Source organism: Streptomyces acidicola (genome assembly GCF_009377235.1).
Lineage (GTDB): Bacteria > Actinomycetota > Actinomycetes > Streptomycetales > Streptomycetaceae > Streptomyces > Streptomyces acidicola.
Window position 1 is genome coordinate 1 of sequence record NZ_VMNX01000252.1, and the last position, 13,764, is coordinate 13,764.

General features: G+C 69.2%; 9 protein-coding genes and 4 pseudogenes. 3 read left to right on the plus strand and 10 right to left on the minus strand.

Features of this window, described 5'->3' with window-relative positions:
• Positions 1-523 precede the first annotated feature (523 nt).
• Both FPZ41_RS38805 and FPZ41_RS38810 read left to right on the plus strand, forming a co-directional pair.
• Positions 524-1,621, plus strand: a pseudogene (locus tag FPZ41_RS38805) (pectate lyase family protein); the annotation flags it as partial.
• A gap of 139 nt (positions 1,622-1,760) precedes the next feature.
• Positions 1,761-3,005: an MFS transporter gene (locus FPZ41_RS38810; RefSeq protein ID WP_152868553.1), complete on the plus strand. Its 1,245-nt coding sequence runs from the start codon at positions 1,761-1,763 to the stop codon at positions 3,003-3,005.
• 55 nt (positions 3,006-3,060) lie between these two features.
• Here FPZ41_RS38810 and FPZ41_RS50040 read toward each other — a convergent pair.
• Positions 3,061-3,214 (minus strand): annotated as a pseudogene (locus FPZ41_RS50040) (ATP-binding protein); the annotation flags it as partial.
• A 60-nt stretch (positions 3,215-3,274) separates the two neighbouring features.
• On the opposite strand from FPZ41_RS50040, the gene FPZ41_RS38820 reads away from it, so the two are divergent.
• Entirely contained in the window at positions 3,275-3,832 is a 558-nt protein-coding gene (locus FPZ41_RS38820) for a GNAT family N-acetyltransferase (protein ID WP_194236373.1), read from the plus strand.
• A 595-nt stretch (positions 3,833-4,427) separates the two neighbouring features.
• Here FPZ41_RS38820 and FPZ41_RS49065 read toward each other — a convergent pair.
• The 9 genes and pseudogenes from FPZ41_RS49065 to FPZ41_RS38865 all read right to left on the minus strand — a co-directional run.
• A pseudogene (locus FPZ41_RS49065) lies at positions 4,428-4,607 on the minus strand (serine hydrolase); the annotation flags it as partial.
• Between the two features lie 211 nt (positions 4,608-4,818).
• Complete coding sequence (locus FPZ41_RS38830; protein ID WP_322621284.1) at positions 4,819-6,939, minus strand: PQQ-dependent sugar dehydrogenase; 2,121 nt, start codon at positions 6,937-6,939, stop codon at positions 4,819-4,821.
• 201 nt (positions 6,940-7,140) lie between these two features.
• Positions 7,141-8,304 (minus strand): sugar phosphate isomerase/epimerase family protein, encoded by a 1,164-nt coding sequence (locus tag FPZ41_RS38835; protein ID WP_322621285.1) that lies wholly within the window; start codon positions 8,302-8,304, stop codon positions 7,141-7,143.
• A gap of 54 nt (positions 8,305-8,358) precedes the next feature.
• Entirely contained in the window at positions 8,359-9,741 is a 1,383-nt protein-coding gene (locus FPZ41_RS38840; RefSeq protein WP_152868558.1) for a nucleotide pyrophosphatase/phosphodiesterase family protein, read from the minus strand.
• Positions 9,738-10,907 carry a metabolite traffic protein EboE gene (gene eboE / locus FPZ41_RS38845; protein ID WP_152868560.1) on the minus strand — a complete coding sequence of 390 codons (1,170 nt, stop codon included), beginning with the start codon at positions 10,905-10,907 and terminating at the stop codon, positions 9,738-9,740. The genes FPZ41_RS38840 and eboE overlap by 4 nt, the downstream gene beginning before the upstream one ends.
• Positions 10,908-10,910: 3 nt before the next feature.
• On the minus strand, positions 10,911-11,759 hold the full coding sequence (locus FPZ41_RS38850; RefSeq protein WP_152868562.1) for a TatD family hydrolase: 849 nt from the start codon (positions 11,757-11,759) through the stop codon (positions 10,911-10,913).
• Positions 11,759-12,397, minus strand: coding sequence for an EboA domain-containing protein (locus FPZ41_RS38855; protein WP_152868564.1), 639 nt, complete (start codon positions 12,395-12,397; stop codon positions 11,759-11,761). Before FPZ41_RS38855 ends, FPZ41_RS38850 begins: the two co-directional genes overlap by 1 nt.
• Positions 12,394-13,272 carry a sugar phosphate isomerase/epimerase family protein gene (locus tag FPZ41_RS38860; RefSeq protein WP_152868566.1) on the minus strand — a complete coding sequence of 293 codons (879 nt, stop codon included), beginning with the start codon at positions 13,270-13,272 and terminating at the stop codon, positions 12,394-12,396. Before FPZ41_RS38860 ends, FPZ41_RS38855 begins: the two co-directional genes overlap by 4 nt.
• Positions 13,269-13,764, minus strand: a pseudogene (locus tag FPZ41_RS38865) (SCO3242 family prenyltransferase); the annotation flags it as partial. The pseudogene FPZ41_RS38865 and the gene FPZ41_RS38860, both read right to left, overlap by 4 nt.

Consider the following 13,764-nt stretch of genomic DNA (forward strand, 5'->3'; position numbering starts at 1 on the left):
CCTCCCCTCCGATGAGGACAGGACACGGGGCAAGTACGTCCCTATCGCGTCCGGGCGGGCCAGGTCGGCGGGCGGTGTGGTGGCGGGTCCTGGGCTCCCTTGCCGGGCCGCTGTCCGGCCGCTCGCCGCCGGCATGTCTACGCGGAACCGGAGGCGGCGAAGGCCGTAGAACCGCAAAGCCTCGGACGTGCCTGCGACGACTGGATCCTGGCTGACGACCACCGAGAGGGACCAGTCAAGGGACGAGATGCCGGCGCAGCCGTGTACGCGCGGCCCTCTCGGCGTCGGCGAACCTGGCACGTCCTGCATCGGTCACGGTGACCTCCACCGTCCTGCGGTCTCCGTCACGGCGATCGCGTTCGGTCAGTCCAGCCGCCTGCAGAACAGCGTCGTACAGCTCTTGGGCGAGCGCGGGTTGTCTGGGCCAAAGACCCGGCCATGGGCGGCAACCTTGCCGACCCGGCGGACGACTACGGCATGAAGGAGCGACGCTCACCATTCGAAGACGAAAAGTGAGGCGAGGATGATCCGACCAGTCGGACGGCTCTATGCGGCAGTGGCGACGGTGGTCCTGGCGGCCGCGACCGGTGTGGCTCTGCCGATGACCGGGGCATCGGCAGCCGCCGGCAGTGCCACGGGGTACGCGACCCAGAACGGAGGGACCACCGGCGGCGCGGGCGGGCAGACCATACGGGCCACCACGGGGACCGCGATCCACGCCGCACTGTGCGGCCGGGCCAGTAGCAGCACCCCGATCACCATCGAGGTCGAGGGGACCATCAACCACGGCAACACCAGCAAGGTGTCGGGCGACAGCTGCAATACCGCCGCGGGCGTGATCGAGCTCAAGCAGATCAGCAACGTCACGATCATCGGCGTCGGCAGCGGTGCCGTCTTCGATCAGCTGGGCATCCACATTCGCGAGGCCAGCAACATCATCATCCGGAACGTGACCGTCCGGAATGTCAAGAAGTCCGGCTCGCCCACGTCCAACGGTGGTGACGCCATCGGCATGGAGAGGAACGTCCGCAACGTCTGGGTCGATCACACCACCCTTGAGGCGTCGGGTGGGGAGGCGGAAGGGTTCGACGGCCTCTTCGACATGAAGGACAACACTCAGTACGTGACCCTGTCCTACAGCACCCTGCGCAACTCGGGCCGCGGTGGCCTCATCGGGTCCAGCGAGAGCGATCTCTCAAACGGTTTCATCACGTACCACCACAACCTGTACGAGAACATCGACTCCCGCGCGCCCTTGCTGCGCGGCGGCACAGCCCACATCTACAACAACTACTACGTGAAGCTCAACGACTCCGGTATCAACTCCCGAGCCGGGGCCCGCGCGAAGGTGGACAACAACTACTTCAAGAACTCCAAGGACGTCCTGGGCACCTTCTACACCGACGCGGCCGGGTACTGGCAGGTCAGCGGCAACACTTTCGACAACGTGACCTGGTCCAGCCCCAGTAGCGAGAACAATCCCGCCGGACCCGACCCGAAGTCCAACACCACCGTCAGCATCCCCTACTCCTACAGCCTCGATGGGACCGGCTGCGTGCCGAACATCGTGACCCGGACGGCCGGTGCCAACAAGGGGCTTCAGGAGTCCAACGGCAGCTGCTAGGCGGTGTCTTCAAACGCGCTCACGTGCTGAGCTTGTCGAACATATTCCGTTGACCTAGGGATGTCCGCGGAGGAAAGTGTCGCCGTGGTCGGGATCAACGGCATACGTGGGGCGGTGAGCGGTGGCTGGTCCGGACATGGCCCGTGACCTGCACGTCAAGGAGACCTCGTCTGATCTGCCGCTGTGGACAGCGGACTTCCGGCTGTTCTTCGCCGCCCGCACCACCTCACTGCTGGGCGACGCGATGCTCCCCGTCGCGATCACGGCCGCCGTGATCCGGGCTGGATACGGGGCGAGCGGGGTGGGCTACGCGCTCGCCGCGCTCGTGGCCCCGTTCGCAGCGCTGATCATCTTTGGTGGGGTGCTGTCCGACCGCTTCGGCGCTCGACGACTGATGGTCGTCTCGGACACGGTCCGGCTGTGCTTCCAGGCGGTGCTTGCGCTGCTGTTCCTGCTGGGTACGCCACAGCTGTGGCAGATCCTGGTGCTGCTGGCCCTGGTCGGGGCAGGTAGCGCAATCTTCCAGCCGGGAGTCGCCAGCATCACCCCGCGTATAGCCCAGGACGTGCAGAAGGCGAACGCCACCCTCCGCATCTCGGAATCCGTCACCGTCGTGATCGGCCCGTCGCTGGCCGGCCTGCTGCTGGTGGTCTCCTCACCGGCAACGGTGGTCGCCCTCGACGCCTTGACCTATGGGGTCAGCGGCACCTGCTTGCTCCTGCTCCGCTCGGTCCCGATGGGCCCGGACGCGCGGGACGACGCCTCGTCGTTCCGGTCCGATCTCGTCGAGGGGTGGCGGGAGTTCCGGGCCAGAACATGGCTGTGGAGTGTCATCGTCGTCTTTATGCTCTGGCAGCTGGCGGGCGCCGGCCCCACCATGACCCTCGGCAACAGCACGCTGGTCACCGACTACGGAGCATCGACGTTCGGCCTGGTCATGTCGTCCCTAGGGGCGGGAAGTGTGTTGGGCGGAATCGTCGCGATCAGGCTCCGCCCGCGATATCCACTCCGGGCCGGCGCCCTCTCCATGATCCTATGGGCGTTCATGCCGTTGGGAGTCGCTCTGGGCCTTCCCGCGCCGATCATCGCCGGGTGCTACGGGGCGAGCGGCGTGGGCATGGCGTTCTGGATCGTCATGTTCCACACGAGCGTGCAGACGCACATCCCGCAGGACGTCCTCGGCAGGGTGCACGCGTACGACGCGGCCGGCTCACTGGTGATGAAGCCAGTTGGGCAGGCGCTGGCGGGCCCGCTCGCGGTCGTCGCGGGAACGGTGCCACTGCTGTGCGTGTCCGCGTCCATGGCGCTCGTCGCCTGCGCCCTGCTGCTGACGATCCCGGCGGTGCGCGGCCTGAAGCGCGTGGAGCGCGTGGAGCGCTGAGCGGCCCATACCCCCCGACTAGACAGTACCTAGGCGGAGCAAGGCAAGACTCCCGTGTGCAGCGGACGCCGTAGCCCTGCATCGCGGCCTCGGTGCCCGGCGCGATGAGCATGTGCGACTTGCCGGTGCCGGAGTCACCGATCAGGCAGAGCACGCTGCCCCTTCTTGATCCATTCGAAGCTGGTGAGCGTTATCGTGGCCCGGTCGACAATGAGTCCGGGTCCGGTGACGCGGGCTGAGGGCCGGGCGTTCCGGGTGAGGGGATGGATATGGGCGAGGTGTTCTTGCGCAGGCTGAGCCGGTGGCAGGCCGACGGGGACCGGGAAGAGCTGGCGGACCTGTACGTGGCTGCCTATGAGGAACCCCCGGGCGAGGAATACCGAAATCGCGAGCGGTTCCTGGCCAGACTCGCGGAGGATGTCCAACGTCCGCGCTTCGACATGGTGGCGGCTGATGATGAGGACGGCGACGACGACGAACCCGCTGGGCTGGCGTACGGGTATCCGCTGCACCGTGACGGTTCGTGGTGGCGGGGATTCGTCGGCGTGCTTCCCGATGAGGTCGAGGAACTCACCGCATCTGGGAAGGTGTTCGCCCTCGCCGAGCTGATGGTGCTGCCGGAGCACCACCGTCGCGGGATCGGTAGTCGCCTCCTGGAGAGGCTTCTGTCCGCCAGCGGCGCCGAACTGGCGGTCGTCCTGCTCGACCCGGCCAACACGGTGGCACGCGCCGCCTTTGAGGCGTGGGGTTGGGACGCGCTCGGCGAACTCCGTCCCGCTACCGGGGACTCCGTTCTCCATGTACTCACCCGGGCCCTGCCTGACTGAGCGCCGGCCGCATGCCCCGCAGGTCTGTACGCCTCCTCCGCCGCCGTGGCCGCCGAAGTACGCCTTGGCCAAGTGCGGCGCTCAGTCCCGGCTCGGTGGTGACATTGCCCGGCAGCGAGGCGTACCAGCGGTGTCCGGCCCGGCTGAGCGCCACCGCGCGTTCGTCACGAGGTACGACTTGCTCGCCGTCCGGTATCGCGCGGACCTGCTGGTCGCAGCCATCAACGAGTGGCTGCGACCAGCAGGGCCGTGACAATTTTTCCTGGTTGGCGGGTTCACCAGAGTATCGACAGCGTGATCATCACGTCCGCTTCGACGGCGGAGCGAGGAGAGCCGTTAGCGCACACCGCTGGCTCCGCGTGAATCGGTGAGCAATTCGAACTCGGAGTCCGCGACTGATGTAGACCGAACTCATCTCGCGCACGATCAAGTCCGCAGCCTGGTCTCGGTCATGTATTCGGCGAGGGCATGAGTGGCGGTGTCGATCCGGTCGGGTTGCCCGGCCGCGGGTGCGTCGGGCGCCATGATCAGTACGACGGCCGATCTGAGCCGCTTCTACCAGGCGCTCCTGGGCGGCAAGCTGCTGCGCCTCGGCGGTCCAGGTGGTGTAGCGGTTGGCTTGGTAGCCGGCCTTGCCGGCGAATTGGGGAAAGTCCGCCGTGTAGTCGAACAGTCCGCTGGTGTGCTGGAGCAGCTGCCTGACGGTGATCTTGCTGCCGTCGTTGCCGTCGCCGGAGACCACTCCGGGCAGCCAGTGCTCCACGGTGTCGTCCAAATCGGTGACGTAGCGATACGAAGGGTCCATGGAACACCTGCCCGCGCGGCGAAACACTGCGGGCCTCACGGCCGGAGAACCGTAAGGCCCGCAGCGGATACGTCCACCACTGCCCGGGAGTATCGCGCCTGTGGGCGTCTGGGAATCGGGTCGCAGTGCCACGGCAACGGGGCAGCCCAGGGTGGGCGCCCCGCCGCGGTGTCGCCGCCGGTCAGTCGGCCGGGGTCAGTGCGACCTCGGCGCTGCCCGAGAGGGACGGCAAGCCGTCCGGGGGCGAGTCCTGGTAGGTGGCGTTGAAGACCGCCTTCAGGTTGTCCGCACCGGCGTGACCGCCGTCCACGAACGTCTCGAACGATCCGGAGCAGCCGTTACTCGTAGACAGCGGGTGGCCGTGCGAGTCGTGGCCGAGGATGAACGAGACGCTGACCTTCGAGCAGTCCACCGGCTGGTCGTCGGTGACGGTGACCTTCCAGGTGACCGTGTCACCCCAGTGGAACGCCGTGCCGCCGTGCGGAGCCGGGTCGGTGGTGAGTGAGACGACCGGTGCCTTGTTGCCGACGACGACGGGAACGGACGCGGAGGCCGAGCGCCCGGTGCTGTCGGTGACCTTCAGCGTGGCGTCGTAGACGCCGTTCTTGGTGAACGTGTGCTTCGGGTTGGCCTCCCTGGAGTCCACGGTGCCGTCGGCGTCGAAGTCCCAGGCGTAGCGGAGGGCGTCACCGTCGGCGTCCTTCGTACCGGCGCTGGAGAGCTGGACCGTCAGCGGGCTGGTGCCGTTGACCACGTCCGCGGCGACCTTGGGCTCCGGAGTGCGGTTGCCCCGAGTGAAGTCGATGCGGGAGAGCTGGGCCTCGGGCAGTTCCGCGAAGTACCCGGTGCCGTACTCGAGGACGTACAGCGCACCGTCCGGGCCGAATTCGACGTCGATCGGGCCGTCCGTTGTGATCGAGGGGATCGCGTCCTCGATCTTCTGGACCTCGTTCTTCTTGCCGAGGGTGACGGCCTTCATCTGGTCGCGGGTCCACTCGTAGAAGAGCGGCTTGCCGTCGAAGTACTGGGGCCAGCGGTTCTGGGCCTTGTTCCGCTGGTCGTAGCGATACGCCGGGCCGCCCATGGGGCCGATGCCGCCCGTGCCGAGTTCAGGGAACGTCGGGGAGGCATCGTAGCCGTAGACGATCTCCGCGTCCGTGACCGGGGGCAGCACGCTCCGGCCGGTGTTGTGCCGCGAGTCGTTGACCGGCTTGGCGCAGTTGAACGCGCCGCTGGAGGTCTTGGTGGCGAAGTCGTAGTCCTGGTACGGCATGTCCTGAGTCACGCAGAACGGCCAGCCGTAGTTGGCGGGGCGGTCAATGACCATCCAGCGCCCCTGGCCGGCGGGGCCGCGGTCGGGGTTGGCGTTCTTGGCGTCGGGTGAGTAGTCGCCGACGTAGACCTCGCCCGTCTTGTCGTCCACCCCGAAGCGGAACGGGTTGCGCAGACCCATGGCGTAGATCTCCGGGCGGGTCTTCGGGGTGCCCGGCGCGAAGAGGTTGCCGTCCGGTATCGCGTAGCCGCCGTCGCGCTTGACCTTGACGCGCAGGACCTTGCCGCGCAGGTCGTTGGTGTTGCCTGAGGTGCGCCGCGCGTCGTAGGCCGGGTTGCGGTCGGGTCGGTCGTCGAGCGGGGCGTAGCCGTCGGAGGAGAACGGATTGGTGTCGTCGCCTGTCGACAGGAACAGGTTGCCCTTGTGGTCGAAGTCGATCTTTCCGCCGACGTGGCAGCAGAGGCCGCGGTCGGCCGGCACGTCGAGGATCTTCTGCTCGGTGGCGTAGTCGAGCTTGTTGCCCGCGAGCTTGAACCGCGACAGCCGGGTGACGCCCTTGTACTTGGCGAAGTCCTCGGCCGTGCCGGACTGCGGTGCGTCCCCTTCGTTGACGCCCGGGGTGGCCGGGTCGTCCATGGGGGTGTCGAGGCGGGGCGAGTAGTAGAGGTAGACCCAGTGGTTCTTGGCGAAGCCGGGGTCGACGGCGATGCCCTGCACGCCTTCTTCGTCGTGCTGGTAGAGCCCGGCGGGGCTCTTCTTCATGTCGGCGGCGAGGAAGTTCACGCCGCTCTTGGGGTCGTGGATGCGGACCTCTCCGGTACGCGCCGTGTGCAGCACCCGCCGGTCGGGCAGGACCGCCAGGGCCATGGGCTCGCCCGGGCGGTCGTTGAGGGTGACCTTCTGGAAGTCCGACGAAGCCGGCGGTACGGGATCTGACTTGGCGGCTTGGGCTGCGGAGAGAGGCAGAAGCCCTACGACTCCAGCCAACGCAGCCACCCCCACGAGGGTGACGATCCGTCTGTTGCGCACTCAGAACTCCTTTGGTCTGGCCAGCGGAAAAGCCAGGCGTCATACATGAGTTGGACGCTAAGGCGCCCACTTTCGACTCGTCAAGGACAAAGTTTCAATCTTTTCAAGGAAAGTTTGTCCTTGTATTTCATGTGCTTTCGGGCATACCTGGCAGGCCCGCCCCACGCCAGGACGCCGGGCGGGCCTGCACATGACGTCCCGTCAGTTTCGGGCGCGCAGGGCCGCGAGGTTGTCGTAGCCGACCCGGGCGAACTCCAGGGACTGACCGGGAACGCTCGCGCTCGGTGCGGTGTCCTGCTCGACCATCGGGTTGTGGTAGTTCTTCGCACCCACCCGGGTGAAGAACTTCCGGTAGTCGATGTCGCCCGTGCCGAACGGCACCATGTCGTAGCCCAGACCGCTCTGCGGATTGACCACGCCGTCCTTCGCATGGAAGAGCGGGAAGCGGTTGGTGTTGCGGACCACGAGTCCGGCCGGGTCGAAGACACTCTCACGCCGCGAGCCGTCGTGGGCGGTGTACGTGTGGAACTTGTACTGGGCCACGTGCGCCCAGAAGACGTCCAGCTCCAGATAGACGCTCTTGCGGTCCGTCATCTTCAGGAAGTACTCCAGCTTCCGGATACCGGAGCTCCGGGTCGGCCGGCCCTCGGCGTCGAGCGGGCCGCCGTCGAGCAGGAAGTCGTAGGCGCTGTCGTGGTTGTGGGTGTACAGCTTGATGCCTTCACGGCGGGCGATGGCGCCCAGGGTGTTCCACTTCTGCGCGGCGAGGTCCCAGTCGGCCCGGTAGGGGGTGCCTGTGGGGTCGCCGCCGGTACCCATGTGCTCCATGCCAAGGATGTTGGCGATCTCCAGGTAGCGCTTGAATGTCTCCAGGTCGGACGGGGTCAGCGGCCAGGACGGGGGGATGAAGCCGTGGCTGCCCTGCGCCCGCAGGCCGTACTCGTCGAGCCAGGAGCGCAGCAGCTTCGCGCCCTGGACGGTGCCCAGATCGGCGCCGCCCGGCGCGTTGGCGTGCTGGCCGTAGCCGGCGAACTCCACCTGGCGGTAGCCGAAGCGCGACAGTTGCTTGAACACCTCACGGAAACCGGAGGGCAGATCGGAGGCCAGCGGGTCGCGGCCGATCGCGTCACGCACGGTGTAGAGGATGATGCCGCGCTTGTGCGGCGGGACCAGAGCGGAACGCCCACCGTCATGGCCGGCGGCTTCCGCTCTGTCCTGCGCCAGGGCGGGCGCGGCACCGAAGACCGGGGCGGCGACCGCCGCGGCGGTGGCGGCCGTGCAGGTGCTGAGGAAACGGCGGCGGCTGACGCCGAGTGCGCGGCGCAGGGCGTCGCCGGTGACGGCTTCGTCGTTGAACGCGGTCACAGTGGTTCTCTCTTTCGTTGTCGCGGTGCTGCGGGTGCCCGAAGGCTGCCGCCCTCAGGAGAGGCCGGCGAGACGCAGGAGCAGGGACTTCACTTCGGTGGCCGCTACGCGGCCGGATACTGCGCGGGGGGTGGAGACCAGGACGAGCGGACCTTCTTCGTCGCTCGTGGGGAGGCGGCCGTGGCTGCCGCTTACGGGTGAGGCGTCAAGGGGTACGACGGCAAGCCGATAGCGCATGCCGAGCTTCTTGCGGGCCACCGCCTTGGCCGCCTTGAGCCGCACGTAAGGATCTTCGGGATCCATGAACAGCTCGACGGGGTCGTAGCCGGGTTTGCGGTGGATCTCGACGAGCTGGGCGAAGTCGGGCGCGCGGGCGTCGTCGAGCCAGTAGTAGTACGTGAACCAGGCGTCCGGTGCGGCGACCGCGACCAGTTCCCCGGAACGCGGGTGATCGAGCCCGTTCGCCTTCTTGCCGTCGTCGTCGAGGATCTCGTCGATGCCCGGCAGGTCCTTCAGCGCCTCGCGGGTGGCTGCCAGGTCCTCGGGCCGGCGGACGTAGACGTGCGCCAGCTGGTGGTCGGCGACGGCGAAGGCGCGGGACGCCATCGGGTCGAGGTACTCCATGCCGTCCTGGGTGTGGACCTCGAGAAGCCCGGCACGCCGCAGGACGCGGTTGATGTCGACGGGTCGGCTGACGCGGGTGATGCCGTACTCGGACAGGGCGACAACCGTGCGGCCCTCGGCGCGGGCGTCGTCGAGCAACGGGCCGATGACGTCGTCAAGTTCGGCGGCCGCGCGGTGGGAGCGCGGGTCGTCGGGGCCGAACCGCTGAAGGTCGTAGTCGAGATGCGGCAGGTAGCACAGGGTCAGGTCTGGCCGACGGGTGCGCATGACATGGCGGGTCGCGTCGGCGATCCACTGGCTGGAGACGATGTCCGCGCCCGGGCCCCAGAAGTGGAAGAGCGGGAAGGTGCCGAGTTTCGCGGTGAGTTCGTCGTGCAGGGCCGGCGGCCGGGTGTAGCAGTCCGGTTCCTTGCGGCCGTCGGCGTAGTAGACCGGTCGGGGGGTGACGATGAAGTCGGTGTCGGCGCCCATGGCGTACCACCAGCAGATGTTGGCAACCGTGTAGCCGGGGTGCGCCCGGCGGGCTGCGTCCCAGAGTTTGTCGCCGCCGACCAGGCCGTTGTGCTGGCGCCACAGGAGTACGTCGCCGAGTTCGCGGAAGTACCACCCGTTGCCGACGATGCCGTGCTCTGCGGGGAGCGCGCCGGTGAGGAAGGTGGACTGCGCGGTGCAGGTGACGGCCGGGAGCACGGTGGACAGGTTCGCCTGCGAGCCGGAGGCCGCCAACGCCTTGAGGCGGGGCATGTGGTCCAGGAGACGGGGGGTGAGGCCGACCACGTCGAGCACCAGGAGCGGAGTGGGGCGGGGGCTCATGGCAGCTCCTTCAGGCCGAGGTCCGTCAACAGGTCACGGGCGAGGGTCAGTTCGGCGGCGATGCCCTCGACGAGCTGGGTCCTGGTGCGGGGGCGCAGCTCGGGCGGGAGTGCCTGCCAGGTGTAGGTCTCGACCTCGAGATGACGGGTGCGCGGCTCCGCGCCTCCCACCAGCAGGGCCAGGACCTCCTGGAGCACGTGCAGGGTCGAGGTGAGCGGCGGTGCGGGCGGGGCGTGCAGGGGGACGTGGAAGTGGGCGCGCCAGGGTGCCTCGTCGGGCAGGGCATCGCCGGCCAGCGCCTCGCCGAGGTCGTCGGTGCCGCGCAGTCCGGCGGCGGTAAGGGTGCGGGTCTGGTGCAGGAAGCGCGGTTCGGCGAAGGCAGCGAGGGCATCGCGGACCTCTGGCCGACGAGGTTCCTCGGCGTGCAGGGCTGCCGACAACTGCGCCTTGGGGATACCGACACCAGCCGCGTCGAGCGCGGCCAGCGCCGTTGCCGGGTCCTCGAAGGAGGTGGCGAGGTGGCACGTGTCGACGCACACACCGATACGGTCGCCAGGCAGGACTCCGAGCGGTCCGATCGCGTCGGCGGTTGTCTCCACCGTGCACCCGGGCTCCGGTTCCAGGGCGATACGGATCGACTTGCCGGTCAGCTCCTCCAGCGCGTCGAGCCGCCCCGACAGAGTGGTCAGGGCCGCACCGGCGGTGGCGGCGGCGCGCTCGTCGAAGTCGGTCCGCCAGGCGAGCGGAAGGGTGGAGATGGTCCCCTCGGTGACGTCGTCCGGCAGGAGCGCCGTCAGGAGCCGGGCCAGGTCGGTGGTGTACGCGAGGCGTTCGGGGTCGGCCCAGTCGGGCTGGTAGACGCGGTACTTGACCTCCTCCGCGCCGAATCCCTCGTAGGGAAAGCCGTTCAGGGTGACGACTTCGAGGCCGCGCCGGTCCAGCTCGGCACGCAGTCCCCGCAGCGCCGCCGGGTCGGTGATCAGTGCGCGTGCGGCGTCCTTGGCGAGCCACAGGCCGATGCCCAGGCGGTCGCGTCCCAGGCTTTTGCGGACCGGCTCGCAGTGGTCGCGGAGCTGGGCGAGGATGCCGTCGAGGGTTTCGGCGGGGTGGACGTTGGTGCAGTAGGCAAGGTGGACGGTGGAGCCGTCGGGGTGGCGGAAGCGCATGCCCTACTCGCCCCCGCGCAGGATGGAGTTGCCCTCGTGCAGGCCCTCCGCCTCCGGGACGTCGAGCCGGAGACGGCCGCTGAGTCCGTAGAAGGCGGCCGGGTTGCGCCACAGCACCTGGTCGACGTCGTCCTCTCCGAAGCCGGCCGCGAGCATGGCGTCGGCGACCTTGCGGGTCTTCAGCGGGTCGCTCTTTCCCCAGTCTGCGGCCGAGTTGACGAGGACCTTCTCCGTTCCGTACGTCTTCAGGATCTCGACCATGCGGTCCTCGTCCATCTTGGTGTCCGGGTAGACGGAGAAGCCGAGCCAGCAGCCGCTGTCCTTCGCGTGCTGGACGGTCGTCTCGTTGAGGTGGTCGAGCAGCACCCGCTCCATGGGCAGGCTCGACTCGCGGACGACGTCCACGGTGCGGTGCAGGCCGGCGAGCTTGTCGCGGTGGGGCGTGTGCACGAGGGCGGGCAGGCCGTGGTCGGCGGCGAGCTGGAGTTGGGCGGCCAGCGCGGTGTCCTCGGCCGGTGTCATGGAGTCGTAGCCGATCTCGCCGACGGCGACGACGCCGTCCTTGACAAGGTAGCGGGGCAGGGCGTCCAGGACCGGCGTGCAGCGCGGGTCGTTGGCCTCTTTGGGGTTGAGCGCGATGGTGCAGTGGTGGGCGATGCCGTACTGGGCGGCGCGGAAGGGTTCCCAGCCCAGGAGGGCGTCGAAGTAATCGAAGAAGGAGGAGGGCGAGGTGCGGGGCTGGCCCAACCAGAAGGACGGTTCGACGACGGCGCGCACACCGGCGGCGTACATCGCCTCGTAGTCGTCGGTGGTGCGGGACGTCATATGGATGTGCGGGTCGAAGATACGCATCAAAGCTCCTTGGGCTCTTCGCCCGTCAGGGTCAGCACGCGACCGAGGTCGTCGGGGACTTCGCGGCCGGCGGCTGTTCGCTCGGCGGCGTAGTCGGTGAGCATGCGGGCCAGTTCGCCGTCGCCGGCCGCCCGCTGCGCCAAGCTCGCGACCGCGTCGACGGGGACGCCGGTGAACAGGCACTTCAGGACGGCGTGACGCCAGGCGTGCGGGTCGAGGTGGGCGGCGGCGTACGAGCCGACGGCGGCGGAGATGAGCCGGGTGTCGTTGCTGCGCAGAGCGTCCTCGACGAGGTGTACGGCCAGTGATCCTTCGACCAGGGCCGGCAGCGCCCGGAGCACGGGGCGGCGTTCCGCGGCACTGCCGTGCCGGTAGAGCCGGGTCAGGGTCTCGAGTCCCGCCCGGGCCTCGACCAGCAGCAGCGTACGGACGTCATCCGCGTTGCCGTGGCCGCAGTACCGCCCGGCGGCGGCGAACCACAGCTCCCACGTACGGGCGGGGTACGGGGAAGAGGCTGCCGGCGGTGCCGGTGCCGCACACGCGGCGTCGGCCAGCGCTTCGTCGAACCAGGCGCGCGCGGTGTCGTCGGGCAGCGCCGCGGCGACGTTGTCACGGGTCCGGGGAGGGGGCTGCGTCATGCTGCCGACGCTCCCTTCGTGGTGGTGGCGGCCGCGGTCCGGAGGAACTCGATGGAGGATCGGGCCAGTTCGGGCCCGGCGTGGGAGTGGCGGGGCAGTTCGACGACGGTGAGGCCCTGGTAGCCGGTGGCGGCGAGCGCGTCCAGCACGGGCGGGAAGTCGATCTCGCCGTCGCCGAACGGTAGATGCTCGTGCACCCCGCGGCGCATGTCCTCGATCTGCACATGCCGCAGCCAGGGCGCGGCCGCACGGACGCACTCGGCGGGCGGATCCGGCTCCAGGCACTGGCAGTGGCCGAGGTCGAGGGTCAAGCCGAGAGGAGGAGGGCTGCCGAGCGAGGTGCGCAGGTGATGGAAGTCGGCGAGGGTGGCGAGGAGGTGGCCCGGTTCGGGCTCGATCGCGATGGGCACGTCGGCGGCGGCCGCGGCGTCGAGCACGGGCGCGAGCGCCTCCTGAAGACGCTGCCACGCGGTGTCGTCGTCGGTGCCGGGCGGCGTGATGCCGCTGAAGCAGTGCACGGCGTGCGCTCCGAGGTCCGCCGCGACCCTGACCGCCGTGATCAGCAGCCGGCTGCGGGCGGCACGCCCCTCGGGGTCCGGGTCGAGCAGCGACGGCCCGTGCTTGCGGTGCGGGTCGAGCACGTAGCGAGCGCCGGTTTCGACAGTCGCGGTGAGACCGAGTGCGCCGAGCCGCCGGGCGACCCGGGCGGTGTGTGCGGCGAGATCGGAGGCGAGCGGGTCGAGGTGCATGTGGTCGAGGGTGAGCCCGACGCCGTCGTAGCCCAGGTCCGCGAGCAGTCCGAGGGCGTCGTCGAGACGGAGGTCGGTGAGGCCGTTGGTGCCGTAACCGAGGCGGAGTCGCCGGCGGCGGCTCATGTGAGGCTCACCTTCCGTGCGAGCGTGCGTGCCACGGGTACGAGCCCCAGCACGGCGAGAGCGGTGACGTTCGCCCCGGACCGGGCGGCGAGCGCGGCCTGGAGCGGGATCATGGCGCGGATCCCGCCGCCGACGGCGCGCTGCGTGAGGGGCGGGGACGGGTTGAGGGCGGCGTGCAGGCAAGGAATGGCTGCGGTACGGACGTACGCGGCGGCCGTCAATGCCGGGATGTGCCCTGCGGTCGCGCGTGTCCGTGTCAATAGCAGTCCGAGCGTGGTGGTCGCGCCGAGCGCGGCCAGGGGAGTGAGTGTGGAACCGCCGTGCGCCTCGTGCCGCGAGACGGCGGTGACGGCGTAGGTGTGCGCGGCCAGCGCGACGGCGGAGGCGGCGGTGCGGCGGGCGGCACCGGGCGGCGCGGAATGCCCCGCGGCTCTCACCGGCAGACTGACCGAGGCCGAGCATGCGGCGCGCACCGTGGTCGACCTCGAACAC